The sequence below is a fragment of the Amorphus suaedae genome, assembly GCF_053629675.1.
Genome location: NZ_JBRJIT010000002.1, coordinates 290568 through 315092, shown reverse-complemented (window position 1 = coordinate 315092; position 24525 = coordinate 290568). Strand labels below are relative to the sequence as shown.

General features: G+C 68.4%; 23 protein-coding genes and 1 pseudogene. 6 read left to right on the top strand and 18 right to left on the bottom strand.

The window, feature by feature from the left end:
* Window positions 1–203: 203 nt before the first annotated feature.
* From AB7M35_RS15165 to AB7M35_RS15150, 4 genes are all read left to right on the top strand, one after another.
* Window positions 204–1010 carry a UDP-2,3-diacylglucosamine diphosphatase gene (locus tag AB7M35_RS15165; protein WP_453961189.1) on the top strand — a complete coding sequence of 269 codons (807 nt, stop codon included), beginning with the start codon at window positions 204–206 and terminating at the stop codon, window positions 1008–1010.
* Entirely contained in the window at window positions 1007–2035 is a 1029-nt protein-coding gene (locus AB7M35_RS15160) for a glycosyltransferase family 4 protein (protein WP_453961188.1), read from the top strand. The genes AB7M35_RS15165 and AB7M35_RS15160 overlap by 4 nt, the downstream gene beginning before the upstream one ends.
* A gap of 258 nt (window positions 2036–2293) precedes the next feature.
* Window positions 2294–3187, top strand: a complete 894-nt coding sequence (locus tag AB7M35_RS15155; RefSeq protein WP_453961186.1) for a cation diffusion facilitator family transporter — start codon at window positions 2294–2296, stop codon at window positions 3185–3187.
* Between the two features lie 84 nt (window positions 3188–3271).
* Window positions 3272–3802: a CreA family protein gene (locus tag AB7M35_RS15150; protein WP_453961184.1), complete on the top strand. Its 531-nt coding sequence runs from the start codon at window positions 3272–3274 to the stop codon at window positions 3800–3802.
* Between the two features lie 60 nt (window positions 3803–3862).
* Here AB7M35_RS15150 and AB7M35_RS15145 read toward each other — a convergent pair whose 3' ends face one another.
* The gene (locus AB7M35_RS15145) at window positions 3863–4900 is read right to left on the bottom strand and encodes a peptidase M29 (RefSeq protein ID WP_453961182.1); all 1038 of its coding nucleotides are present in this window, start codon (window positions 4898–4900) and stop codon (window positions 3863–3865) included.
* Between the two features lie 102 nt (window positions 4901–5002).
* On the opposite strand from AB7M35_RS15145, the gene AB7M35_RS15140 reads away from it, so the two are divergent.
* A complete protein-coding gene (locus AB7M35_RS15140) occupies window positions 5003–5545 on the top strand; it encodes a MarR family winged helix-turn-helix transcriptional regulator (protein WP_453961181.1) in 543 nt (180 codons plus the stop codon).
* Window positions 5546–5572: 27 nt separating this feature from the next.
* Here the strand turns inward: AB7M35_RS15140 and AB7M35_RS15135 are convergent, their stop codons facing one another.
* Window positions 5573–6625, bottom strand: a complete 1053-nt coding sequence (locus AB7M35_RS15135; protein ID WP_453961180.1) for a DMT family transporter — start codon at window positions 6623–6625, stop codon at window positions 5573–5575.
* A 249-nt stretch (window positions 6626–6874) separates the two neighbouring features.
* On the opposite strand from AB7M35_RS15135, the gene AB7M35_RS15130 reads away from it, so the two are divergent.
* Window positions 6875–7498 carry an AAA family ATPase gene (locus AB7M35_RS15130; RefSeq protein WP_453961179.1) on the top strand — a complete coding sequence of 208 codons (624 nt, stop codon included), beginning with the start codon at window positions 6875–6877 and terminating at the stop codon, window positions 7496–7498.
* 6 nt (window positions 7499–7504) lie between these two features.
* Here the strand turns inward: AB7M35_RS15130 and AB7M35_RS15125 are convergent, their stop codons facing one another.
* The 16 genes and pseudogenes from AB7M35_RS15125 to rpmD all read right to left on the bottom strand — a co-directional run.
* Complete coding sequence (locus tag AB7M35_RS15125) at window positions 7505–9826, bottom strand: xanthine dehydrogenase family protein molybdopterin-binding subunit (protein WP_453961178.1); 2322 nt, start codon at window positions 9824–9826, stop codon at window positions 7505–7507.
* A 176-nt stretch (window positions 9827–10002) separates the two neighbouring features.
* Window positions 10003–11646, bottom strand: coding sequence for a glucose-6-phosphate isomerase (gene pgi / locus AB7M35_RS15120; protein ID WP_453961176.1), 1644 nt, complete (start codon window positions 11644–11646; stop codon window positions 10003–10005).
* Window positions 11647–11739: 93 nt separating this feature from the next.
* Window positions 11740–13284 (bottom strand): MFS transporter, encoded by a 1545-nt coding sequence (locus tag AB7M35_RS15115; protein WP_453961175.1) that lies wholly within the window; start codon window positions 13282–13284, stop codon window positions 11740–11742.
* A 138-nt stretch (window positions 13285–13422) separates the two neighbouring features.
* Window positions 13423–14331 (bottom strand): hypothetical protein, encoded by a 909-nt coding sequence (locus AB7M35_RS15110; RefSeq protein WP_453961174.1) that lies wholly within the window; start codon window positions 14329–14331, stop codon window positions 13423–13425.
* Between the two features lie 7 nt (window positions 14332–14338).
* On the bottom strand, window positions 14339–15355 hold the full coding sequence (locus AB7M35_RS15105; RefSeq protein WP_453961172.1) for an RluA family pseudouridine synthase: 1017 nt from the start codon (window positions 15353–15355) through the stop codon (window positions 14339–14341).
* A gap of 28 nt (window positions 15356–15383) precedes the next feature.
* Window positions 15384–15770, bottom strand: a complete 387-nt coding sequence (gene crcB / locus AB7M35_RS15100) for a fluoride efflux transporter CrcB (RefSeq protein WP_453961169.1) — start codon at window positions 15768–15770, stop codon at window positions 15384–15386.
* Between the two features lie 123 nt (window positions 15771–15893).
* On the bottom strand, window positions 15894–17207 hold the full coding sequence (locus AB7M35_RS15095) for a replication-associated recombination protein A (RefSeq protein ID WP_453961168.1): 1314 nt from the start codon (window positions 17205–17207) through the stop codon (window positions 15894–15896).
* A 23-nt stretch (window positions 17208–17230) separates the two neighbouring features.
* On the bottom strand, window positions 17231–18703 hold the full coding sequence (locus AB7M35_RS15090; RefSeq protein ID WP_453961167.1) for a DegQ family serine endoprotease: 1473 nt from the start codon (window positions 18701–18703) through the stop codon (window positions 17231–17233).
* Window positions 18704–19019: 316 nt separating this feature from the next.
* On the bottom strand, window positions 19020–19433 hold the full coding sequence (gene rplQ, locus AB7M35_RS15085) for a 50S ribosomal protein L17 (RefSeq protein ID WP_453961166.1): 414 nt from the start codon (window positions 19431–19433) through the stop codon (window positions 19020–19022).
* Between the two features lie 64 nt (window positions 19434–19497).
* On the bottom strand, window positions 19498–20520 hold the full coding sequence (locus tag AB7M35_RS15080) for a DNA-directed RNA polymerase subunit alpha (RefSeq protein ID WP_453961164.1): 1023 nt from the start codon (window positions 20518–20520) through the stop codon (window positions 19498–19500).
* A gap of 115 nt (window positions 20521–20635) precedes the next feature.
* Window positions 20636–21025 (bottom strand): 30S ribosomal protein S11, encoded by a 390-nt coding sequence (gene rpsK / locus AB7M35_RS15075; protein ID WP_453961162.1) that lies wholly within the window; start codon window positions 21023–21025, stop codon window positions 20636–20638.
* A gap of 111 nt (window positions 21026–21136) precedes the next feature.
* On the bottom strand, window positions 21137–21505 hold the full coding sequence (gene rpsM, locus AB7M35_RS15070) for a 30S ribosomal protein S13 (protein ID WP_453961161.1): 369 nt from the start codon (window positions 21503–21505) through the stop codon (window positions 21137–21139).
* A gap of 241 nt (window positions 21506–21746) precedes the next feature.
* A complete protein-coding gene (locus AB7M35_RS15065; RefSeq protein WP_453961159.1) occupies window positions 21747–22322 on the bottom strand; it encodes an adenylate kinase in 576 nt (191 codons plus the stop codon).
* Window positions 22319–23650 (bottom strand): preprotein translocase subunit SecY, encoded by a 1332-nt coding sequence (gene secY / locus AB7M35_RS15060; RefSeq protein WP_453961158.1) that lies wholly within the window; start codon window positions 23648–23650, stop codon window positions 22319–22321. The genes AB7M35_RS15065 and secY overlap by 4 nt, the downstream gene beginning before the upstream one ends.
* Before the next feature lie 50 nt (window positions 23651–23700).
* On the bottom strand, window positions 23701–24177 hold the full coding sequence (rplO, locus tag AB7M35_RS15055; protein ID WP_453961156.1) for a 50S ribosomal protein L15: 477 nt from the start codon (window positions 24175–24177) through the stop codon (window positions 23701–23703).
* A 75-nt stretch (window positions 24178–24252) separates the two neighbouring features.
* A pseudogene (rpmD, locus tag AB7M35_RS15050) lies at window positions 24253–24429 on the bottom strand (50S ribosomal protein L30); the annotation flags it as partial.
* Window positions 24430–24525 lie beyond the last annotated feature (96 nt).

The following is a 24525-nucleotide window of genomic DNA, read 5'->3' as shown; positions in this document are numbered from 1 at the left end:
GGGGGATTTCCGGCGGGTCGGGCGCCCTCCGGAACCCGGACGGGGCGGCCGCGGGCACCTTGTCGCGGCCCGGAGTCGTGAATCGACCACAGGGGTGTCATATAGTTGATATTCGAATCGAGTTGATGAAATAGGCTGAGGCTGGCAAACAGCTTGCAGCCAACCCCATCGACGCCATCGGGACCGGAATCGTGGTCGATAGGATGCCAGTGCCAGACCGGATCGAGACGCAGACCTACCGCGCTCTCTTCATCTCCGATGTCCATCTGGGCACCCGCGGGTGCCAGGCCGACCTGCTTCTGGATTTCCTCCGCTACCACGAGGCCGAGACCATCTACCTCGTCGGCGACATCATCGACGGATGGCGCCTGAAGCGGTCATGGTACTGGCCCCAGGCGCACAACGACGTGGTGCAGAAGATCCTGCGCAAGGCGCGCAAGGGCGCCAGGGTCGTCTACATTCCCGGCAACCACGACGAATTCCTGCGCGACTACGTGGGCACCCATTTCGGCGGCGTGGAGGTGGTGGACAGCATCATCCACGAGGGCCTCGACGGCCAGCGCTACCTCGTCATCCACGGCGACCAGTTCGACGTCGTCGTGCGCCACGCCAAGTGGCTCGCCTTCCTCGGCGACTGGGCCTACGTCACCGCGCTCGGCATCAACACCTGGGTCAACATCGTGCGGCGCAAGCTGGGGCTCACCTACTGGTCGCTGTCGGCCTGGGCCAAGCTGAAGGTGAAGAACGCCGTCAACTTCATCGGCAAGTTCGAGCAGACCCTGGCCGGCGAGGCACAGCGCCGGGACGTGCAGGGCGTCATCTGCGGCCACATCCACCATGCCGCGATGCACGAGGAGTACGGGGTGCACTACATCAACACCGGCGACTGGGTCGAAAGCTGCACCGCCGTCGGCGAGACGCAGGACGGTCGCTTCGAGCTCATCCGCTGGACCGAGATCGGTTCGCAGCCGGTGGCCAAGATCGCCACCACGCGGCAGGCCGCCGCATGAGCAAGATCGTCATGGTGACGGATGCCTGGCATCCGCAGGTCAACGGCGTCGTCACCACGCTGCAGATCACCATCGAGCAGCTTCGGCGCATGGGCATCGAAGTCGACGTGCTGTCGCCCGAAGGTCTGCGCACGGTGCCGCTGCCGACCTATCCGGAGATCCGCCTGAGCATCACGTCGCCGGCCGGGATCCGCCGCCGGATCGACGAGATGGCGCCGGACTACATGCACATCGCGACGGAAGGCCCGCTGGGCATGATGGCGCGCAAGTGGTGCCTCATCAACAAGCAGCCCTACACGACGAGCTACCACACGCGCTTTCCCGAATACATCGCGGCGCGCGTGCCGGTGCCGCTGAGCTGGTCCTACTCGTTCGTGCGCCGCTTCCACAACGCGGGCGCCGGATGCATGGTCTCCAACAGTACCCTGGAGCGCTCGCTGTCGGAACGCGGGTTCACCAACCTCTACCGCTGGGTGCGCGCCGTCGACCACGACAAGTTCCGTCCCGACGTGCCGCCGGCGCTGAACCTGCCCGGCCCGATCTTCATGTATGTCGGCCGCGTCTCGGTGGAAAAGAACATCGAGGCCTTCCTGAAGCTCGACCTGCCGGGAACCAAGGTGGTGGTCGGCGGGGGACCGGCGCTGGAAGACATGAAGTCCCGCTACCGGGACGTGGTGTTCACCGGCCCGAAGCTCGGCGAGGAACTCGTCGCCCACTACACCTCGGCCGACGTCTTCGTGTTCCCGAGCCTGACCGACACCTGGGGGCTGGTGCTGCTGGAGGCGATGGCGGCCGGCGTGCCCGTCGCCGCCTTCCCGATCATGGGCCCCATCGACGTGGTCGGGGATTCCGAGTGCGGCGTTCTTGACAACGACCTCCGGAAGGCGGCCCTTGCGGCCCTCGACATTCCACGCGACCGGTGCCGGGCCTACGCGGAAACGTTTTCGTGGGAGGCAAGCGCCGAGCAGTTCTTCCAGAACGTGCTCGCCGCCAACCAGGCCTCCCGGCCAGCCTACGCGGCGTAGAACAGACATTCGACGACGGGATCCGGCGGATCCCGCCCCGCAAGGGGCGCGACGCGGCGTGCTTGCAGGGCGCGTCGGACACGTTCGATTCGGACCCTTCCCGGCCCGATCGTCACGGCTGCGGCCGCGTCCCGGAACCATGCCCCGTCAGGTCGACGAACCGATCGGGCACGGCTCCGGCTTCAACAGCTTGGGCTGTCCCGTTTCGCTCGATCGAACCGATCCGAGCGGGGAGACGCCCCAGACTTCGGTGACCGAATGACCAAGGCGATCAAGCTCGCGCTCGGCAGCATTGCCATCGGCTGCGGCGTGTTTGCGCTCAAGTTCCTGGCCTACTGGCTGACCGGCAGCGTGGCGCTGCTGTCCGACGCGATCGAGAGCATCATCAACATCGCAGCCGCCGCCGCGGCCCTCGTTGCGGTGCGCATCTCGGCGATCCCGGCCGACGACAACCATCCCTACGGACACAGCAAGGCGGAGTATTTCTCCGCCGTGCTGGAGGGCGTGCTGATCGTCATCGCCGCGCTCGCGATCTTCGCGACGGCGGGCATGGCGCTGCTGGCCCCGAGCCCCCTCGACGCCCCCGTCGAGGGACTGGCGGTGAACGGCATCGCAACGGTGGTCAACCTGGTGTGGGCGCGGCTGCTGCTGCGCCATGGCCGGCGCTCCCGCTCGCCGGCGCTGTTGGCCGACGGCCGCCACCTCATGGCCGACGTCGTGACCTCCGGCGGCGTGATCGTCGGTGTCGCCCTCGTCTGGCTCACCGGGTGGCTGGTGCTCGATCCGATCCTGGCGATGCTGGTGGCGCTGAACATCCTGTGGTCGGGATGGCGGATGATCCGGGATTCGGTGGGCGGCCTGATGGACGAGGCCGTGCCGCAGGAGACGATGGACCTGATCACCGCGCTGATCGCCGGGCACGCGTCGGGCGCGATGCAGGCCCATGACGTGCGCACCCGCCATTCCGGGCCGACGATCTTCATCGATTTCCACCTGGTCGTGCCCGGCGAGATGACGGTCTCGGAATCCCACGCGATCTGCGACCGCATCGAGGCGGGGCTGCGCGGCGGCGTGCCCAATTCGATCGTCACCATCCACGTCGAGCCGGAGTACAAGGCGAAGCTGTCGGCGGTGCAGGTCGCGGCCGACTGAGCGGAGGGGCAGCGGAACCGGCTTGTCTACCGCCCCGGCCACTCCCATCTCATCGACGTACCCCTGAAGGAGATCCCGTCGAAGATGGCCACGTCCCCGCTCGCCAAGTCGCTCGCCGCCGCGCTCGTCCTCGCGCTGGCGAGCCTCGCCGTGTCCGCCCCGGCCTCCGCCGAGGATCCGGACCGGATCTTCGACAAGTCGACCAAGTGGAACATGCTGACGCCGGACCACAAGCTGGTGGTCTACGGCATCGACGACCCGCTGGTGGCGGGCGTCGCCTGCCACTACACCCTGCCCGAAAAGGGCGGCGTGTCCGGCATGTTCGGGGTGGCGGAAGAGGTCTCGGACGTCTCGCTGGCCTGCCGGCAGATCGGCCCGGTGTCGTTCAAGGGCACCTTCGAGCAGGGCGACGAGGTGTTCCGCCAGCGGCGGTCGTTCTTCTTCAAGAAGATGCGCATCGTCCGCGGCTGCGACGTCGACCGCAACGTGCTGATCTATCTCGTCTATTCCGACAAGCTGATCGAGGGCAGCCCGAAGAACTCCACCTCGACGGTGCCGATCATGCCGTGGGGCGACCAGCCGGCGCCGCGCTGCGCCGACGCGCTGGAGCAGTGACCGGACGGGGTCGGGCGACGCCGGCCTGAACGCGGCGCGCGCCCGGCGCGCCGCTCACGCTCAGTCCACCAGTCGTCCTTCGTCGACGACGAGATCCCCGTCGAGCGCGATGGTGGTGTGCATCATCGGCAGGTCGAAATGGCCGGCGGTGTAGCGCCCGGCGAACTCGTTGGCGCCAGTGGAGAACAGGAAGTTGCCCGCCACCGCCCGCAGCTCGGTGCCGTTGGTGTCGCGCCGGTCGTACATCTGCAGCGCGTCGTAGCGGGCGTTGCGGTTGAGGCCCCAGCCGACGTGGGAGACCGCGTAGGCGTCGCGGTCCTTCCAGGCGGCCCAGTAGTCGCGCATCAGGTCGGCGTCGACGCCGGCCCCCTCCACGTCGACCACGTAGTCGTCCTTGATGGTGAGGGCGACCTCCCCCTCGAAATAGCGCTTGAACGTCAGGTTCACGTCGCCGGGCGCCAGCACGAGCCGGCCGTTGACGGTTCCCTTGCTCGGGAACGAGACGATGATGCCGCCCGGCCAGTGGGCGAGCGTGCCCGGCCGGGTGGTGGCGCCCCAGATGCCGACGGTGGGCGCGCCCTTGATGGCCACGGTGAGGTCGCTGCCGGCGGCCGAGCGGACCGTCATCTCGGTGGCGGCGCGCACGCGCTTCACCGCCGCCTTGACGCGCACCTCCAGATCCGGGTCCGGACGCATCCGCTCCAGGCACTCCGGATGCTCGTTGGAAATCACCAGGATGCGGGCGCCGCCCTTGAGGATCTCGGCCGTTTCCGGCGCGTGCATCAGGCCTTCAAGCGTCACGTCGACCACCACGTCGCACGAGGCCAGCGCCTGCACGACGGGGCGGATGTTGCCGAGCGACTGGGTGCCGCCGGTGGAGCGCGCGATCACGCCCCACGGGTTGCGCGGCGTCGGCACCACCAGGTGGAACGGCCGCACGCCGAGGCGCTGGAGGGCCAGTTCGGCCAGATGGACGTTGAGCGGACGGGACTGGGTCTCCGACAGGATCGCGACGGTTTCCTCGGCGCGGATCGCCGAGGCCTCGAACGCCTCGGCGAAGCTGTCGATCCATTTTGCTTCGATACGATCGGCTAGCATGATGAAATCGACTCCCGATTCGTCGCCATCGACGGTGATGGCCGACCCTTTTCCCGGATTGCATGAAAAGTTATGAATCAGTCGAAGGGCGCACGCAATCCCATGAAGCGCGAAGATGACCACCTGTCGGCCCCCGACGACGATAGCGCGATCCATGCGGGGCGCGGCTACGGCCCGCCCGAAGGATCGTTCGTCGCCGGTTACATGTCCTACCTGCTGGCCCAGGCCAGCCACGTCTATTCGGCCGGAGTGCACACCCGCATCAAGAATCACGGCGGCGCCATTGCCGAGTGGCGGGTGCTCACCTGCCTGATCGACGTCGACGGGATGTCGGTCTCGCGGCTTGCGGAAATCGCGCTGTTCAACCAGCCGCGCCTGTCCAAGGTGCTCGACAGGCTGGGGGCGCAGGGGCTGATCGAGCGGCGCGGAGACACCTCGGACCGCCGCCGGGTGCGGGTCCACATCACGCCTGCCGGGCTGGCGCTGGCGCGGCCGCTGATCGAGATCGCCAAGCAGCACGAAGAAGAAATGCTCGCCGGCTACACCGAGGCGGAGATCGCGGCCATCAAGACGATCCTGAGGCGGCTCATCGACCGTTCGCTGGCGATCAACCTTCCCGGGCGGATCGACAGCCCTGCCGACTGAGCCGGCGCGGGCCTCGGCCTGGCCGGATCAGCCGCGCGCGGGCGTGGTGGCCGCGTGGTCGGTGCGCACCAGCCCGAGCCGGCGCTCGCGGTAGATGACGTAGAGGCCGGCGCCGACCACCACCACCGAGCCGGCGATCACCTCCGTCTGCGGCACCTCGTCGAACACGAACACGCCGAGCAGCACCGTCCACAGCATGGTGGTGTACTCGAACGGCGCGATCGTCGAGGCCTCGGCATGGCGATAGGCTTGGGTCATGAAGATCTGGGCGATGCCGCCGAGCAGGCCGATCCCCACCAGGAGCGCGGCCTCCAGCGGCGTCGGCATCACCCAGCCGAACGGCGCGGTTATCAGCGACAGGACCGAGGCGGTGGCGAAGAAGTAGATGACGATGGTGCCGGTCTGCTCGGTCGCGGTCAGCTCGCGCACGAACACCGAGGCGAGCGCCATGAACACCGCCGAGGTGAGCGCCATCGCCGCGCCGGTCGCCTCGACGCTGCCGCCGATGTCGAAGCCGGACGCGAACTGCGGCGTCAGCATCACGATGACGCCGACGAAGCCGACGCCCACCGCCGACCAGCGGTAGATGCGCACCTTCTCGCCGAGGAAGAAGGCGGCGAAGGCGACCATGATCAGCGGCGAGGCGTAGGTGATGGCGGTGGCGTCGGGCAACGCCAGGCGCTGCAGCGCAGCGAACCAGAGCGCCATCGAGGCGGTGCCGACGATGGCGCGCTTCATGTGGCCGAACGGACGCCGCGTCCGCAGGATGCCGCGCAGCGAGCCGAGATAGACCACCATCACGACGACGGGAATGAGACCGAAGAAGTTGCGGGCGAACAGGATCTGGCCGACCGGGACGCGTTCGCCGACGATCTTCACCAGCGCCAGCATGGCGCAGAACAGGAAGGCGGAAAGCACCTTGAGACCGATGCCCTTCATCGCGTTCAGCGGCGGCACGGCGATCTCGGGAAGGGCGCGCGGCAGCGAGGCCACGGCAAGGGCGGCAAGCGGGGCGGGATCCCGGTCGTTGGCGTCGCCGGCGGCTCCCGAAAGCGCGCCGTGATCATCTAGTGTCCGCACGGACGTCTGGCCTCGAATACGAAAGAAACGCGCTGGAACCGCTGCCGCGGGGACCGGAAGGATCGCCACGACACCGGCTCAACCGATTAGATCCGGAGCCATTTCTTGCCGATACGGTGTGACCACCTGACCGAAAACAGCTCTACCGGCGCCCGGAAAGACATCGGGCGGGGACGGCGCAATCGACTAAAGGGCATGTGAAGTAAAAATATGGCGAATAATCGCGAAACGGGCAAACGGGAAAACCGGGTGGCAGCAATGCATCGGCGCGAGGGCTCGCACGGCGGCGACGGCGCTCCGGCAGCGGCGACCGAACCGGCGGCCGAGCAGGAGACCGGCCGCTTCTTCGTTGTCACGGGCGGCCCGGGCGCGGGCAAGACGACGCTGATGGAGGCGCTCGCCGCGCGCGGCCATGCCACCACCGAGGAGGCCGGCCGGGCGATCATTCGCGACCAGGTGGCGATCGGCGGCACCGCGCTTCCCTGGGCGGACCGATCCACGTTCGCCGAGCTGATGCTGTCCTGGGAGATGCGGTCCCACCGGCACGCGGCGGCGGCAAGCGGCCCGGTGTTCTTCGACCGGGGCGTGCCCGACGTCGCCGGCTACCTGCGCGTCTGCGGGCTGGAGGTGCCGCCGCACGTGTCCCGGGCGGTGGCCGTCTTCCGATACGCGCCCACCGTGTTCGTCGCGCCGCCCTGGCCGGAGATCTTCGGGCAGGACGCGGAGCGGCGGCAGGACCTGGACGAGGCCGAGCGCACCCATGCGGCGATGGTCGCGACCTACCGGGCCGCCGGCTACGACCTGGTGGAGCTGCCACGCGCACCCGTGGCGGCGCGCGTGGCGTTCGTTCTGGAGGCGATCGGGCGCCGCTGAGCGCCGTCAGGCGCCGCCGGCGCGGGCCTCGTTGATGATCGCCCAGAGCTTGGCCGGCGTGGCCGGCATGTCGACGTGCGTGATGCCCATCGCCCGCTCCAGCGCGTCGACCACCGCGTTCATCACCGCGCTCGCCGACCCGATGGTTCCGGCCTCGCCGGCGCCCTTGATGCCGAGCGCGTTGGCGGTGGTCGGGATGTTGCGCGTCTCGAAGTGGAAGAACGGCACGTCGTCGGCGCGCGGCACCGCGTAGTCGAGCAGCGTCGCGGTGAGGAGCTGGCCGTCGTCGTCGAACACCGTGCGCTCGTGGAGCGCCTGCCCGATGCCCTGCACCACGCCACCGAACACCTGCCCGGCCAGCAGGATCGGGTTCACCGTGACCCCGAAATCGTCGACGATGGTGTAGCGCAGGATGTGGACGTGGCCGGTCTCCGGATCGACCTCGAGCTCGCAGACATGGGTGCCGTTCGGGAAGGTCGGCTTGTCCTGCTCGACCCGGCCGGCCGCCGAGAGAAGGCTCTTGTCGGCGGTGGCGCGGGCGATGTCGGCGAGCGACATCGACCGGTCGGTGCCGACGATGCGGACGCTGCCGTCGACGAGCTCCAGGTCGGCCGGGGCCACCTCGAGATGGTCGGCGGCGATCGCCTTCAGCTTCTCGGCGAGATCGGTGGAGGCGACCTTGACCGAGGGCAGGCCGAGCGGGATCGAGCGCGAGCCGCCGGTGCCGCCGCCGGTCTCGACCCGGTCGGTGTCGCCCTGGACGACCTTGATGCGGTCGAAGTCGAGGCCGAGCGTCTCGGCCATCACCTGGGCGTACGAGGTGGCGTGGCCCTGGCCGTTGGTCTGGGTGCCGATCAGCAGCGTGACGATGCCGTCGTCGGCAAGCCCGACCGTGGCCGTCTCGCCGCCCGGGAAGGCGCACGCCTCGATGTAGGTGGTGAGGCCGATGCCGCGCAGGCGGCCGCGCGCGGTGCTCTCGGCGATGCGCGCCTCGAAGCCGGCATGGTCGGAGACCTCCAGCGCGCGGTCGAGATGGCCGGCGAACTCGCCGGAATCGTAGACGCGGCCGACCGGGGTCTCGTAGGGCATCTGTTCCGGACGGATGAAGTTGGTCCGGCGGATCTCCACCGGCGACACGTGCATGACCCGGGCCGCCTCGTCGACCAGCCGTTCGATGACGTAGGCCGCCTCGGGCCGGCCGGCGCCGCGATAGGCGTCCAGCGGCACCGTGTTGGTGTAGACGCCGCGGATGCGCACGTCGGCCGCCGGGATGTCGTAGACGCCGGTCGACATGCTGGTGCCGACGCGGGGAACGAACGGGCCGAACTGGTGCAGGTAGGCGCCCATGTTGGCGATCAGGTCGATGCGCAGGCCGAGGAAGCGGCCGGCGCCGTCCATGGCGACTTCCGCGGTGGTGATGTTGTCGCGGCCCTGGCTGTCGGAGAGGAACGCCTCGCCGCGGGTGCTGATCCACTTCACCGGCGCGCCGAGCTTTTCCGCGGCGACCATGGCCAGCGGGTATTCCGGATAGATGAAGATCTTGGTGCCGAAGCCGCCGCCGACGTCCGGGGTGACGACGCGGATGCGGTCGGGCTCGATGCCGAAGACGTCCTTGGCGAGGATGCCCTTCATCGAGTGGCCGCCCTGGCTGACGACGGTGAGCGTGTAGCGGCCCGAGCCAGCGTCGTACTCGGCGACGCAGCCGCGCGTCTCCATGTAGTTGGTGACGAGGCGGTTGTTGAGCAGCGTGAGCTTCGCCACCTTCTCCGCCTTGGCGAAGGCGGCATCGGTCGCCACGGCATCGCCGCTGCCATAGGTGAAGGCGAGGTTGGAGCCGTACTCGGGCCAAACCACCGGCGCGTCGGCGTCGAGGGCGCGCGCCGGGTCGGCGATCGCCGGAGCGGCATTCCAGTCGATCTCGATCAGCTCGGCGGCGTCTTCGGCGGCGGCGCGGGTTTCCGCGACGATGAACACCACCGGGTCGCCGACGAAGCGCACGACGTCCTTGCACAGCACGGTGCGCGGCGGCACCTCGGTCGGCGAGCCGTCGACCTGCGGGCCGATGCCCTTCGACGGCAGCGGGCCGAGATGGGCGATGTCGTCGTAGGTGAGCACGAGCCGGACGCCGTCGAGGGCCCGCGCGTCGTCCAGTCCGCCGGTGATGGTGAAGCTGCCCGCCGCGATCGGCGAGCGCAGGACGAACGCGACCAGCGTGCCTTCCGGTCGGTAGTCGTCGACGTAGCTGCCCTTGCCGGTGACGAACGCCTGGTCTTCCATGCGCCGGGCGGGAGCGCCGATGCCGAACTTCGGAGCGGTCATGTCGTTCATGGGGCCTCCATGGGAAGAAGTGACCGCGCAGGCGCCGGGCGGAGGATCCGCCGGCGAAGGTGCCAGCCGCGGTGCGGTGTCAGGTGTGGTCCGGAGCCGGACGTTGAAACGAGTCTAGCCTGTCAGGCGCGCGAGCACCATGACCCGCGCTGCATGGGTGGGGCGTCGGGGCTGCGTCAGCGGCCGGCCTTCACCGCCCGGAAGTGCGCCACCAGCCCGGCGGTCGAGGCATCGGTTTCGGGCAGCGCCTCGCCGGTCCGGATCGGCCCGAGCAGCGCGCTGGCGAGTTCCTTGCCGAGCTCCACGCCGTACTGGTCGAAGGAGTTGATGTTCCAGATCACCCCCTGGACGAACACCTTGTGCTCGTAGAGCGCGATGAGCCGTCCGAGCGTGCGCGGATCGAGGGTGCGATAGATCAGCGTGGTCGACGGCCGGTCGCCGGGGAACGTGCGGTGCGGCGCCAGGCGGGCCGCTTCCTCCGGGCTCGCGCCCTGGGCCAGCATCATCTCGCGCACCTCGTCTTCGGTGCGGCCGCGCATCAGCGCCTGGGACTGGGCGAAGCAGTTGGCCACCAGCTTGGTGTGATGGTCGTCGTCCGCCTCGTGCGGCCGGCACGCCACCAGGAACTCGCACGGGATGACGTCGGTGCCCTGGTGCAGCAGCTGGTAGAAGGCGTGCTGCCCGTTGGTGCCGGGTTCGCCGAACACCACCGGCCCGGTCGGCCGCGGCACCGGGGTGCCGTCGCGGGTGACGCGCTTGCCGTTCGATTCCATGTCGAGCTGCTGCAGGAACGCCGGGAAGTGCTCCAGCCGCTGGTCGTAGGGCAGCACCGCGAGGCTGCGGCAGTCCCAGAGATCGCGGTACCAAACGCCGATCAGCCCCATCAGAACCGGCAGGTTACGCTCGAAGGGCGCCTCGGCGAAATGCGCGTCCATCTCCGCCGCGCCCTCCAGGAAGGCGGTGAAGTTGCGGAAGCCGATCGACAGGGCCAGCGACAGGCCGATCGCCGACCAGATGGAATAGCGCCCGCCGACCCAGTCCCAGAAGCCGAAGATCCGGTCCTCGCGGATGCCGAACGCGGCGACCTTGTCGAGGGCCGTCGACAGCGCCGCGAAATGGTCGGGCACCGCGGCCTCGCCGAGCGCGGAGGCGAGCCACGCCCGCGCCGACGCGGCGTTGGTCATGGTCTCCATGGTGGTGAACGTCTTGGAGGCGATCAGGAACAGCGTGCGCGCCGGATCGAGGGTCGCCAGCGTGTCGGCCAGGTCCGCGCCGTCGACGTTGGCGACGTAGTGCACCCGGGGGCCGCCGTCCCGATAGGGCGAGAGGGCGCGGGTCGCCATGCGCGGGCCGAGGTCGGAGCCGCCGATCCCGATGTTCACCACGTCGGTGAACGCCTCCCCGGTCGCGCCGCGGAGCGCGCCAGAGCGCACGGCATCGGTGAACGCCTCCATGCGGGCCAGCACCTCGGCCACGTCGGCCGGCACGTCCTGTCCGCCGACGCGGATCGCCCGCCCCCGCCCGTCGCGCAGCGCCGTGTGCAGGACGGCGCGGCCCTCCGTGGCGTTGATCGCCTCGCCCGCGAACATGCGGTCGCGCCAGCCGGCGAGGTCGGCGGCATTCGCCAGGTCGACCAGCAGCGCCATCGTGCCGGGGTCGACGTGGGTCTTGGAGTAGTCGAGGAGGAGATCGTCGAAGCCGGCGTGAAAGCGGTCGAAGCGGCCCGGGTCGGCCTCGAACTCGGCGCGCAGCGTTCGCCCGGCCCACCCCGCCCGGCACTCGTCCAGCCGCGCAAAAATCGCTTCGACGCCGTCACTCATCTCGGTCCTGACCTCTTCCGCCTGTGCCGTCCGGAGGGGAGCCCCCCTCCCGCGTCGTGTCAAGCGCGCACCGGCCGGATCGTTCCACCGGGCTCAGGCCGGCGCGTGGGCATATTCGGCGTCGATGTCGGCATCCAGTTCCTCCAGGTTGCGCCCGGCCGTCTCGATGCGGAACCGCCAGGTGATCCACGCACCGACCAGCGAGGTCGCCACCAGCGCGAGGAGGATGGCCGTGGTGCCGAAGTCGGCCAGGAGGACCGGAAACAGGAAGGCCGTCAGCACCGCGCCGATCTTGGCGAACGAGGCGGCAAAGCCGGCCCCCTTGCCGCGCACCTCGGTGGGAAACACCTCGCCGGCGATCAGGTAGGTCTGCGCGTTCGGGCCCATGTTGGTCATGAAGTTGAAGAGCATGAAGCCGACGAAGACCATCAGCACCTCGAGCCCCGGATCGACGTAGGCGGACAGCGCCGCGACCAGCAGGCCGACGGCGCAGCCGAGGAAGCCCAGGACCTGCAGGCGGATGCGGCCGGTGCGATCGGCCAGCAGCACCGCCACGATGATGCCGACGATGAGCAGCACGTCGATGGTGGCGGCGCCGCGCGCGGCCAGGATCTCGTTCTGGACGATGTCGGCGACGGAGGTGGGGTGGGCCTTGGAGTGGCCGACCGAGGCGGCGAGGATCACCGGCGTGAAGATGCCGATGCCGTAGGTGCCGAGGTCCTGCAGGAACCAGGGAACCGACGCGAGGATGGTGGCCCGCCGGTTCTTCGCGCTGAAGAGGACGCCGTAGTGGGTCTCGGGCTTGTGCACCGGCACGCCCTGCTTGGGGACCTTCTTGCGCTTCAGCTTGATTTTGGTCGGGTAGGCCGGCGAGCGCTTCAGAAGCCGCATGGCCTCGCGCTCGGCCTCCTCCACCCTGCCCTTGGCGAACAGCCAGTGGACGCTCTCGGTGATGTAGAAGCGGCCGATGAGGACCAGGACGGCGGGGATGATCGCCGCCGCGTACATGTAGCGCCAGGCGTCCAGCGCCGGATGGTTCACCAGGATGAGGTAGCCAACGAAGGTGCCGCACAGGGCGCCGACGGCCTGGAAGCCGAACGCCGACAGCACGAGGCGTCCGCGCGAGCGCGACGGGATCGATTCGGAGATCACCATGTGGGCGGTGGGATAGTCGCAGCCGAGCGCCACGCCGATGCCCAGCAGGCAGACCACGAACCAGATGAAGGAGGGGCTGAGGCAGGTCAGCACCAGGAAGACGGTGAACAGCACCATCTCCACGATGAACATGCGCTTGCGGCCGAAGTGGTCCGACAGGCCGCCGAGCAGCGTCGCGCCGAGGAGGATGCCGAAGAGGCTCGCCGCGGCGACCATGCCGTGTTCGAGCTGGCCGAGATTCCAGTCCTTGCTCACCAGCGGCAGCGCCACGCCGGTCATGAAGACCACCATGCCCTCGAAGAACTTGCCGGCCGCCGCCAGACCCCAGATCAGCCACTGCATGCGGGTCATCGGCGTCATGGAGACGATCGTGCCATCTTCCCAGCGCGGGGTCTCGTCGATGTACTGCTGAACCGTCTTGCCGCCCGGACCGATGTCGGCGGCCATTGCCGGATGCTCTCCGGCGATCCCCATGTCGTTCATGCCATCCCCCGGTTCCCACAGACCGCGCTGCACCCAGGGCGCGGCCGCTGGCATAGAGGCGCGGGGGCAGCGGGGAATCAAATGAAGTTGCCATGACAGGCTTGGCCGGGGCTGCCCGACCACCGGGAGGGCGCGGGATCAGCCGCCTTCAGGTCCCTGCGGGAACAGGAGATGCGCGTAGCGCTCGGGATGCTCGCGCACCGGGCGCGGCAGGTCGTGTGCGACATCGAGCCGCTCGGCCCGCCCGAGCGGCATCAGGAGCTCGGCGCGCGCGCTTTCCCAGTAGGCGCGCGGCGCGTTGCTGACCTGGTTCTGCTCGTCGAACGAGATCGCCGCATCCTTGGCCATCAGGTAGTCGACGTCGCCGAGCGAGGAGAAATGCCAGCCGGCGTTCCCGTGCAGCACGCGGGTGGTGAGCGCCCGGAATTCCGCCAGGCTGCGGTAGGCCCAGTAGAGCGCCTCGTAGGCGCGCGGGGCCTTCGGGTAGTTGACCGGCTTCAGCTTGCGCAGCCGCGTCGGGTCGATCATGTGGCGCGCCCGGAGGGCACGGCTGCCGGTCCAGTTCACGCCACCGCTGTCGCGCACGTCGAGATAGAAGCGGTGGAGCGGCTGGTTGAAGAAGTGGACGGCGTTCTCCCGCCGGTCGGCGTTCACCTGAGCAACGCGCCTTGCCGCCGGGATCTCGTCGACATCGGAGACGATGACCAGGTCGTCCGGCGCGGCATCCTCGATCCCCTTCAGGATCGCGGCGCGCTGGTAGGCCTGGCGGGCCCAGCGCACGCCCGCGTCGGCCGGATCGTCGAGCACCTCGATGTGGCGGATCTTGTCGGCGTAGGCGGCGAAGCGCCGCCGGTTCGCCTTGTAGTGAAGCGCCTTCTCGTTGCCGGCGAAGTCATAGCGGGATTCCACCAGGACGAAGACGTCGACCACGTCGTAGAGCTCCGCCAGCCGGATCTCCAGGAGATCCAGCTCGCGAAAGAACAGGAAGCAGTCGTACACGCGCGGCGCGCCGGCCACCGACCAGCGTCCCCGTCTCTCCTCCCCCATCCCCGTCTCAGCCCTGCTTGGCGTTGAGGAGGACGGCGGCTTCGTCCTCGACCTCGAAGGCGCGGGCCGGGTCGAAGCCGTAGAGGTTCCACGACTGCTGCATGTGGGCCGACAGCGGCGCCGAGACGTCGAGCAGCCCGCCCGACGACGGATGCGGGATCACCAGCCGGTGGGCGTGCAGATGCAGCTTGTTCTGGATGCCGCCCGGCAGGTCCCAGTTCTCGATGTCGAAATATTTCGGATCGCCGACGATCGGGTGGCCGATGTGGGCCGCGTGGGCGCGCAGCTGATGGGTGCGCCCGGTCACCGGCCGCATCACCAGCCAGCAGACGTTCTGCCCGGCCTGCTCGACGACGGCATAATGGGTGACGGCGTGGACGGCGTCCGGCTCGCCGTGCCGGGAGATGACCATGCGCTCGGCCTCGCGCGGGCCTTCCTTGGCGAGGTAGGTCGAGATCCGGCCCTCCCGCGGCTTCGGAATGCCCTTCACCAGCGCCCAGTAGAGCTTGCGGGTGGTGCGGGAGCGGAAGGAGCCGGCGAGGTCGGCGGCGGCCTTGCGCGTCTTCGCCACCAGCAGGACGCCCGAGGTGTCGCGGTCGAGGCGATGGACGAGGCGCGGCTTCTGGCCCTTGCGGTCGCGCCAGCCCTCAAGGAGGCCGTCGACGTGGCGCGTGAGGCCGGGGCCGCCCTGCACCGCGAGGCCCGCCGGCTTGTTGAAGACAAGCACGTCGTCATCCTCGTACAGCAGATACTGCTCGAGGCCGGCGCGGCCTTCGCGCGACGGACCGCCCTTCACCTCCGGCGTGGTCGGCGCCGCCGCGGCCGAGGGCGGAATGCGCACCGTCTGGCCGGTCTCCAGCCGGGTGGACGGCTTCACCCGCCCGCCGTCGACGCGCACCTGTCCGGTGCGCAGCAGCTTCTGCAGCTGCCCGAAGCCGACGCCCGGATAATGCGTCTTGAACCAGCGGTCGACGCGCATGCCGTCTTCGTCGCCGTCGACCAGTCTGGATTCGATCACTGCCATGACGTGTGCATACTTTCCGTGCCGGCGCTCAGGGAACCAGCCAGCGAACGAGACCAAGGCCGACGAACAGCGCCGCCAGACCCAGAACGACCGAGGCGACCACGTAGATCGCCGCGGTCGATCCGTGCCCGCCTTCGTAGAGGTTCACGGCGTCCAGCGAGAACGACGAGAAGGTGGTGAACCCGCCGAGAACGCCGACGCCCACGAACATGCGGATCTCGCGGCCACCGATGTCCGGCCCGTAGCGCGCGAGGATCGCCACCAGCAGCCCCATGGCGAACGAGCCGACCACGTTGACGGTGATGGTGCCCCAGGGGAACCCGAAACCCATGACGCGGACGGCCGCCACGCCCACCGTGTGCCGCAGGCCCGCACCCAGGCCGCCCCCGAGCATCACCAGCAGGACTTCGCGCATGGTCTGCCAGGCTCCTCGGATGTCCAGCGATGGGTGATGGATGCCGGACCGGCGGACCGGCGCGGGGCATGATCGGCGTTTCCGCGCACGATACTCAAGCCGCGCGCAAATTCAAACGGCGGCTCACCCCTCCCCGCGCCGGCGGCGGCGCAGCGCGTCGAGGTGTTCCAGCCGCTTGCCGATGCCCGCCTCCGCGCCGTAGCCGGTCGGCCGGTAGAAGGACTGGCGCCCGAGCTCCTCGGGGAAGTAGTCCTGGCCGGAAAACGCGTCCGGCGCGTCGTGATCGTACTGGTAGCCGGTGGAATAGCCCTCGCTCTTCATGAGCTTGGTCGGCGCGTTGAGGATGTGCTTGGGCGGCAGCAGCGAGCCGCCCTCGCGCGCCGTCTTCATGGCCGCCTTGTAGGCGCGGTAGACCGCGTTCGATTTCGGCGCGGCGGCGAGGTAGACGGTCGCCTGGGCGAGCGCCAGTTCCCCCTCCGGCGAGCCGAGGAAGTCGTAGGCGTCCTTGGCGGCGTTGGCGACGGTGAGGGCGTGCGGATCGGCGAGCCCGATGTCCTCCACCGCCATCCGCACCAGCCGGCGGCCGAGGAACAGCGGATCCTCGCCGGCGTCCAGCATCCGGCAGAGGTAGTAGAGGGCCGCGTCGGGATCGGAACCGCGCACCGCCTTGTGCAGCGCGGAGATCAGGTTGTAATGGCCGTCGCGGGACTTGTCGTAGATCGGCGCCCGACGCTGCAGCACCGCCTGCAGGCTTTCCGCCGTCAGCAGCTCGCCCTCGTTGGCCGACCGCCAGACCTCCTCGGCGAGCGACAGCGCGGCGCGCCCGTCGCCGTCGGCCATGCGCACCAGGCTCTCGCGCGCCGCCGGATCGAGCGGCAGCGACCGCTCCTCGGTCCGCTCCGCGGCCTCCAGAAGGGCCGCGATGGCATCGGCGTCCAGCGCGCGGAATGTGAGCACCTGGCCACGCGACAGGAGCGCGGCGTTGAGCTCGAACGAGGGGTTCTCCGTGGTGGCGCCGACGAGGGTGACCGTCCCGTCTTCCATGACCGGCAGGAAGGCGTCCTGCTGGGCGCGGTTGAAGCGGTGGATCTCGTCGACGAACAGCAGCGTGCCCTTGCCCATCGACCGGCGCCCGCGCGCCGCCTCGAACACCTTCTTGAGGTCGGCGACGCCGGAGAAGATGGCCGAGATCTGCTCGAAGTGCAGGTCCGTGGCACCGGCGAGCAGGCGCGCGACGGTTGTCTTGCCCGTGCCCGGCGGCCCCCAGAAGACCATCGAGCCCACCCGGCCCGAGCGGAGCATCCGGGTCAGCGTGCCATCCGGACCGACCAGGTGCGGCTGCCCGACCACGTCGGCAAGCGTCTTCGGCCGCAGCCGGTCGGCGAGCGGCCTGGGTGCGGACTGGTCGAGACCGGCGGAGCTGAAGAGATCGGACATGGGTGACTTTCCAGACCTGTCGATCAGCCCCGGAAGGCCATCTGAAGCACCTGACCGTCACGCTTGATGCTGATCCGCCAGATCCGCGGACGGTCGTCGACGACCTCCTGAAGCAACTCGGTCGTCTCGATCGTCTGCCCGTTGATGTCGGCGATGATGTCGCCGCGACGCAGGCCAATGCGCTGCGCCGTGGAGCCCGGCTCGACCGCGGAGACGACAACGCCCTCGTCGCCGAAATCGAGCGCCACTTCCTCCGACACGGCCGGCGACAGGTTCATCACGGTGACGCCGGTGAACGGCGACGATCCCATGATCACCTTGGTGTCACGCGGCACCGTCTCGGGCGGCGCCTCGAGCGGGACGCTGATGGTCAGCTCGCGGCCGTTGCGCAGCGCCGACACCTCGACGGTCCCGCCGACGCCCTTGGTCACGAACCGGTAGCCGAACGCCTCGGGGTCGTCGACCGGCTGGCCGGCGATCGCCAGCACCAGATCGCCCGCCCGGAAGCCGGCCTTGTCGGCCGGGCTGCCGTCCATCACCCGCGTCACCAGCGCGCCGCGCGGCCGGTCGAGGCCGAGCCCGTCGGCGATGTCGCTGGTCACCCCCTGCATGGAGGCGCCGAACCACGGACGCTGCAGCGTGCCGTTCGAGACGGCGGATTCGAACACCAGCTGCGCCATGTTCGCGGGGATGGCAAAGCCGATGCCGAGCGAGCCGCCCGAGCGCGAATAGATCGCCGAGTTGATGCCGACGAGGCGGCCGCTCATGTCGATGAGCGCGCCGCCGGAGTTGCCCGGATTGATGGCCGCGTCGGTCTGGATGAAGAACCGGTAGTCGGAGATGCCCACCTGGGTGCGCGCCAGCGCCGACACGATGCCCTGGGTGACCGTCTGCCCGACGCCGAACGGATCGCCGATGGCGAGGACCAGGTCGCCCACCTCCAGCTCGTCGGAATCGGCGAACGGCACGGTCGGGAACGTCTGGCCGTCGGACTTCAGGCGCAGGACCGCGAGATCGGTCCGCTCATCCTTGAGGATGAGCTCGGCGTCGAACTCGCGCCGGTCGGACAGCGCGACCCGGATCTCGTCGGCGTCGCGGATGACGTGGTTGTTGGTGATGACCACGCCGTCGCTGGAGACGATGACGCCGGAGCCGAGCGACTTCTGCATCCGGTCCGGCGCCTGGTTGCCGCGCGGATCACCGAAGAAATGGCGGAACAGCGGATCGTCGAACAGCGCCGACGGCGCGGCCGCGCGGACCCGGCGCGAGGCGTAGATGTTGACGACCGCCGGGGCGACCCGCTTCACCACCGGGGCGAACGAGAGCTGGATGTCTCCCTCGCTGGACGGGACGGCCTTCTCCTGGGCGAGCGCCGGCTGGGCGAGCGCCACCGCCGCGAAGGCCAGCGAGGCGGCGGCGAGACCGCGGCACCGCGACCGCCAGGAACCGCCCCGGGGGAGCGCGCGCAACGAGATCATGGATACGAGTGTCTGCAACGGGTCACCTTTCCGCGTCGGCCGCCGAGCCGGGTTCCGTCAGCGGCCGCACGCAGCACCATCCTACCTGGAGAACAATCGGATCGGGTCGAAACACCTCATCGATCGCGAGAGGCCCGGGGGCACCCCGGAGCGATGTCCGATCGATCAGGGATGTCCCCCGTGTCGGGAATCGCTCTAGGGCAGAAAGCGGGCGCTGACGTGGCGAAAGCGGCACCCGGAGGCTCAAACGCGAGCGCCCCGCATGACGAACATGCGGGGCGCTCGAACTCACATCCTCCATCCGGCCCTGAGCGGGCGGATATCGGCGATCGACCTACGCGGCTTCTTCGGCGGCGAGACGGGCACGGTCGGCCGCGCCACGCGCTTCCGGATCCCGGTCCACGAACTCGATCACCGCGACGGCGGCGTTGTCGCCATAGCGGAACCCGGCGCGCATGATGCGCACGTATCCGCCCGGGCGACCGGCCATACGCGGGCCAAGCGTCTCGAACAGCTTGGCCACGGCCGCGGTGTCGCGGATCTGGCTGATGGCCTGCCGACGGGCATGAAGGTCGCCCCGCTTGGCGAGCGTCACGAGACGCTCCACCACCGGACGCAGTTCCTTCGCCTTCGGAAGGGTCGTGATGATCTGCTCATGCTCAATCAACGACGCAGCCATGTTGGCGAACATCGCCTTCCGGTGACTGGACGTCCGATTGAGCTTGCGGCCACTTTTGCCATGGCGCATCGGCTAACTCCTCGCGCGGTTATTCAAGGCGATCGGCGACCCCGTCGGGGCCATCAACCCGCTCTCAATAGTGATGATCTTCGTAGCGCTTCGCCAGTTCTTCGATGTTCTCCGGCGGCCAGTTCGTGACTTCCATGCCCAGGTGGAGACCCATCTGCGCAAGGACTTCCTTGATCTCGTTCAGCGACTTGCGTCCGAAGTTCGGGGTCCGGAGCATCTCCGCCTCGGTCTTCTGGATCAGATCGCCGATGTAGACGATGTTGTCGTTCTTCAGGCAGTTCGCGGAGCGCACCGAAAGCTCGAGCTCGTCGACCTTCTTCAGCAGCGCCGGGTTGAACGCCAGTTCCGGAACGTCCTCGCGGACCTCGGCCTTCTGGGGCTCCTCGAAGTTCACGAAGATGGCCAGCTGGTCCTGCAGGATGCGGGCCGCGTAGGCAACCGAATCTTCCGGCGACAGCGAACCGTCGGTCTCGACCGACAGCGTCAGCTTGTCATAGTCGAGAACCTGGCCCTCGCGGGTGTTCTCGACCTTGTAGGAGACCTTCTTCACCGGCGAGTACAGGCTGTCGACCGGGATCAGACCGATCGGCGCGTCCTCGGGACGGTTGCGGTCCGCCGGCACGTAGCCCTTGCCGGTGTTGACCGTGAACTCCATGCGGATGTCCGTGCCCTCGTCGAGGGTGCACAGCACGTGCTCGGGGTTCAGTACCTCGATGTCGCCGACGGTCTGGATGTCACCGGCCGTCACGACGCCCGGGCCCTGCTTGCGCACGACCATGCGCTTCGGACCCTCGCCCTGCATCTTGACGGCGATTTCCTTGATGTTCAGCACGATGTCGGTCACGTCCTCGCGGACGCCCGAGATCGAGGAGAACTCGTGCAGCACACCGTCGATCTGCACCGCGGTGACCGCGGCACCCTGCAGGGACGACAACAGGACCCGGCGGAGCGCATTGCCCAGCGTCAGGCCGAAACCGCGCTCGAGCGGCTCTGCCACGAGCGTGGCCGTGCGGCCGGGCTCGTAGCCCGCCTTCACCTCAAGCTTGTTCGGCTTGATGAGCTCCTGCCAATTCTTTTGAATGATCACCGTCGCACCTTTTCGCTTATCCGATGACGATCCCGTCGCGACAGGACCGTCATGCCCACCGAAGCGGGAAATTGGTCGGGCCGGGCCACGAAAGGCCCGGTACCCATGGCGAGGCTCAAACGCGCCGACGCTTGCGCGGACGGCAGCCGTTGTGCGGGATCGGCGTCACGTCGCGGATCGACGTGATGGTGAACCCGACGGACTGCAGCGCCCGAAGCGCGGACTCGCGTCCCGAGCCAGGACCGGTCACTTCGACCTCGAGGGTCCGCATGCCATGCTCGCTCGCCTTGCGGGCGGCATCTTCGGCAGCGACCTGGGCGGCGTACGGGGTCGACTTGCGCGATCCCTTGAAGCCCATCGTGCCGGCCGACGACCAGGAAATCGTGTTGCCCTGGGCATCGGTGATCGTGATCATCGTGTTGTTGAACGATGCATTCACGTGCGCCACGCCGGACGTGATGTTCTTGCGTTCACGCCGGCGAACCCGGGTGGTGTCCTTAGCCATCTCATTCTTCCTTGTTCGATCTCGACACCGCCGTAACGCCGGCGGCTCCACCGTATCGGCGGCGGCGCCAGGCCCGAAACCGGACCCGGCGCCCGCGCCGACATAAGCAGTTTATTTCTTCTTGCCTGCGATGGCCTTGGCCGGACCCTTGCGCGTGCGCGCATTGGTGTGGGTCCGCTGGCCACGAACCGGCAGGCCGCGACGATGGCGCAGACCGCGGTAGCAGCCCAGATCCATCAGCCGCTTGATGTTCATCGCGGTATCGCGCCGCAGATCACCCTCGACGAGATAGTCGCGGTCGATCACTTCGCGCATGTGCAGCACTTCGGCGTCGGACAGCTCGTTCACCCGACGCTCGGGCGCGACATTGACCTTTTCCGCGATCTCGCGGGCCTTGGCGGCACCGATGCCGTGAATGTACTGAAGCGCGATGACGACGCGCTTGTTGGTCGGAATATTGACGCCTGCAATGCGGGCCACTCTGGTCTCTCCTTCGTACTCGAGGTCCCGGCTCGAGATGTCTCGCTAAAACCCGACCTTATCTGTCAAAGCCGGACTTGGGCCCCGCATCGGTGGGCCAAATGCAAAAGACCGCCGCTCAGGTCACCTTCCGGTTCCCGGCGCCGATCCATCGCGGATATCCGATTGGACCGGCTTAGTAGCGGATGGGTAACGGTCCCGTCAAGCGGCGACATCCGCCACTCCACGTTGCCGTTGCCCGTTACACGCCCGCGAAGATCCGGTCGACCTCGGCCGAAACCTCTTCGATAGGCGCCATCCCATTGACCTGCTTCAACAATCCCTTCCGGCTGTAGAACGCAGCCAGCGGGGCCGTCTGGGCCCGGTAAACATCAAGTCGTTTCTTCAGTGCGTCGGCGTTGTCGTCGGAACGGACGTTCTCGCCGCTTTCCGCCGCCCGCTTCTTGACCCGGTCGAGAAGCGCTTCCTCGTCGACCACCAGCTCGACGACGACGTCGAGCTGAAGCTGCTTGCGCTCGAGGAGCTCCTCGAGGGCTTCGGCCTGGGGGACCGTCCGCGGGAAACCGTCGAGGATGAACCCGTTGCCGCAGTCCGGCTCGTCGAGGCGCTCGGAGACGATCTGGATCACCACATCGTCCGGAACCAGCTCGCCGCGGTCCATGAGATCCTTGGCCTTGAGACCGATCGGCGTCTCCGCCTTCACGGCCGCCCGCAGCATGTCACCGGTCGAAAGCTGAACGATGTGGTGTCGCTCGACCAGCTTCTGTGCCTGGGTTCCCTTGCCGGCCCCCGGAGGCCCCAGAAGGATCAGTCTCATCGCCGCCTGCCCCTTAGCTTCGATTTCTTCACGAGCCCTTCGTACTGGTGCGCCAGCAGATGACCCTGGACCTGCGCGACGGTATCCATCGTCACGCTGACCACGATCAGAAGCGACGTGCCTCCGAAGTAGAAGGGCAGAGCCGACGCCGAGATCAGGAATTCGGGCAGCAGGCAGACGATCACCAGATAGATCGCTCCGACGGCCGTGATCCGCGTCAGCACGTAGTCGATGTACTCGGCGGTGCGTTCACCGGGACGGATGCCCGGGATGTAGCCGCCGTGCTTCTTCAGGTTGTCGGCCGTGTCGGCCGGATTGAACACGATCGCCGTGTAGAAGAAGGCGAAGAAGATGATCAGCGCCGCGTAGATCGCCATGAACAGCGGCTGGCCGTGGCCGAGCAGCGTCGTGACCGTGGTGATCCAGCCGGAGCCTTCGCCGCCCGAGAAGCTCGTCAGCGTGGCCGGAACCAGCAGCAGCGACGACGCGAAGATCGGCGGGATGACGCCCGACGTGTTGAGCTTCAGCGGCAGGTGCGAGGACTCGCCCTGGAACACCCGGTTGCCGACCTGTCGCTTCGGATACTGGATCAGCAGCCGCCGCTGGGCGCGCTCCACGTACACGATGAAGGCGATCACGACGGCCGCCAGGACGAACACGCCCAGGATGACCGCGGTGGGCAGCGCGCCTTCGCGGCCGAGTTCCAGCATCCCGGCCAGCGCCGTCGGAATGCCCGCGACGATGCCCGAGAAGATGATCAGCGAGATGCCGTTGCCGACGCCGCGCGCGGTGATCTGCTCGCCCAGCCACATCAGGAACATGGTGCCGCCGACCAGCGTCATGACGGTGGTCGCCCGGAAGAACCAGCCCGGATCGGTGACGATGGATCCCGCCCCCTCCAGCCCCACGGCGATGCCGTAGGCCTGGAACATGGCCAGGACGACCGTGGCGTAGCGGGTGTACTGGTTGATGACCTTGCGGCCCTGCTCGCCTTCCTTCTTCAGCGCCTCGAGCCGCGGAACGACCGTGGTGAGCAGCTGAATGATGATGGAGGCGGAGATGTACGGCATGATGCCGAGGGCGAAGATCGCCATGCGGCCGACGGCGCCGCCCGCGAACATGTTGAACATGCCCAGCAGGCCGGACTGCGCCTGGTTGAACGCCTGCGCGAGCGCGGCAGGGTCGATGCCCGGAAGCGGGACATAGGTGCCGGCCCGGTAGACAATCAATGCGCCGAGGGTGAACCAGATCCGCTTCTTAAGCTCCTCCGCCTTCGCGAAGGCGGAGAAATTCAGATTGGACGCGAGTTGTTCGGCAGCCGAGACCATGGAGCGTTCCGGTTCAAGAGAGGGCGCGGACGGAAAGGAGGCGGCGGCCCTCAGGCCGACGCTTTATCCCGCGACTTGATCTCGACCTTCCCGCCGGCTTTTTCAACCGCCTTGATGGCAGCCTGCGACGCTCCGTCCACCACGAGGGTGACGCCAGCCTTCAGTTCACCGTCGGAAAGCAGCCGCACGCCGTCGAGCTTGCGACGGCAGACGCCGGCCGCGACGAGGGCGGCGATGTCGATCGGCGCCTTCGCATCGAGCTTGCCGGCGTCGATGGCGATCTGCACGCGGCCGATACAGACCTCGTTCCACTTCTTCGCGAAGATGTTCACGAAGCCGCGCTTCGGCAGACGCCGATGCAACGGCATCTGACCGCCTTCGAAGCCCTTGATCGCAACGCCCGTACGCGACTTCTGACCCTTGACGCCGCGACCTGCGGTCTTGCCGACGCCCGAACCGATACCGCGGCCAACGCGCTTGCGCGACGTCGTGGCACCCGGCTTGTCGCTGATCTCATTCAGCTTCATGGCAGTCTCCTTGAGCACGCCTGGGCACAGCCCACATGGCCGGCCGAACGCGCGCTAACCAGTTCCTATCAGCCCCTATTCGACGACGCGAACGAGGTGGCTCACCTTGGCAATCATGCCGCGCACGGCCGGGGTATCTTCCAGCGTGCGGCGACGGTGCATCTTGTTGAGGCCGAGACCGACGAGCGTCGCGCGCTGGTCGGCCGGACGACGGATCGGGCTGCCCGTCTGCTCGACCGTAACGGTCGCGCCGGAGGGAGCCGTCTTCTTCGCCTTCGGGGCAGCAGCCTTCTTGGGGGCGGCAGCCTTCTTCGGCGCGGCCTTGGCGGCCGCGGTCTTCGGCGCCGC

Coding starts and splice junctions, on each gene's coding strand:
- AB7M35_RS15115 (WP_453961175.1), bottom strand. CDS start 13,284: ATGAACGACATGGGGATCGCCGGAGAGCATCCGGCAATGGCCGCCGAC.
- AB7M35_RS15110 (WP_453961174.1), bottom strand. CDS start 14,331: ATGGGGGAGGAGAGACGGGGACGCTGGTCGGTGGCCGGCGCGCCGCGC.
- AB7M35_RS15140 (WP_453961181.1), top strand. CDS start 5,003: ATGAAGCGCGAAGATGACCACCTGTCGGCCCCCGACGACGATAGCGCG.
- AB7M35_RS15160 (WP_453961188.1), top strand. CDS start 1,007: ATGAGCAAGATCGTCATGGTGACGGATGCCTGGCATCCGCAGGTCAAC.
- rplO (WP_453961156.1), bottom strand. CDS start 24,177: ATGAAGCTGAATGAGATCAGCGACAAGCCGGGTGCCACGACGTCGCGC.
- rplQ (WP_453961166.1), bottom strand. CDS start 19,433: ATGCGCCATGGCAAAAGTGGCCGCAAGCTCAATCGGACGTCCAGTCAC.
- secY (WP_453961158.1), bottom strand. CDS start 23,650: ATGGTCTCGGCTGCCGAACAACTCGCGTCCAATCTGAATTTCTCCGCC.
- AB7M35_RS15145 (WP_453961182.1), bottom strand. CDS start 4,900: ATGCTAGCCGATCGTATCGAAGCAAAATGGATCGACAGCTTCGCCGAG.
- pgi (WP_453961176.1), bottom strand. CDS start 11,646: ATGAGTGACGGCGTCGAAGCGATTTTTGCGCGGCTGGACGAGTGCCGG.
- AB7M35_RS15165 (WP_453961189.1), top strand. CDS start 204: ATGCCAGTGCCAGACCGGATCGAGACGCAGACCTACCGCGCTCTCTTC.
- AB7M35_RS15065 (WP_453961159.1), bottom strand. CDS start 22,322: ATGAGACTGATCCTTCTGGGGCCTCCGGGGGCCGGCAAGGGAACCCAG.
- AB7M35_RS15155 (WP_453961186.1), top strand. CDS start 2,294: ATGACCAAGGCGATCAAGCTCGCGCTCGGCAGCATTGCCATCGGCTGC.
- AB7M35_RS15095 (WP_453961168.1), bottom strand. CDS start 17,207: ATGTCCGATCTCTTCAGCTCCGCCGGTCTCGACCAGTCCGCACCCAGG.
- AB7M35_RS15125 (WP_453961178.1), bottom strand. CDS start 9,826: ATGAACGACATGACCGCTCCGAAGTTCGGCATCGGCGCTCCCGCCCGG.
- AB7M35_RS15105 (WP_453961172.1), bottom strand. CDS start 15,355: ATGGCAGTGATCGAATCCAGACTGGTCGACGGCGACGAAGACGGCATG.
- crcB (WP_453961169.1), bottom strand. CDS start 15,770: ATGCGCGAAGTCCTGCTGGTGATGCTCGGGGGCGGCCTGGGTGCGGGC.
- AB7M35_RS15150 (WP_453961184.1), top strand. CDS start 3,272: ATGGCCACGTCCCCGCTCGCCAAGTCGCTCGCCGCCGCGCTCGTCCTC.
- rpsK (WP_453961162.1), bottom strand. CDS start 21,025: ATGGCTAAGGACACCACCCGGGTTCGCCGGCGTGAACGCAAGAACATC.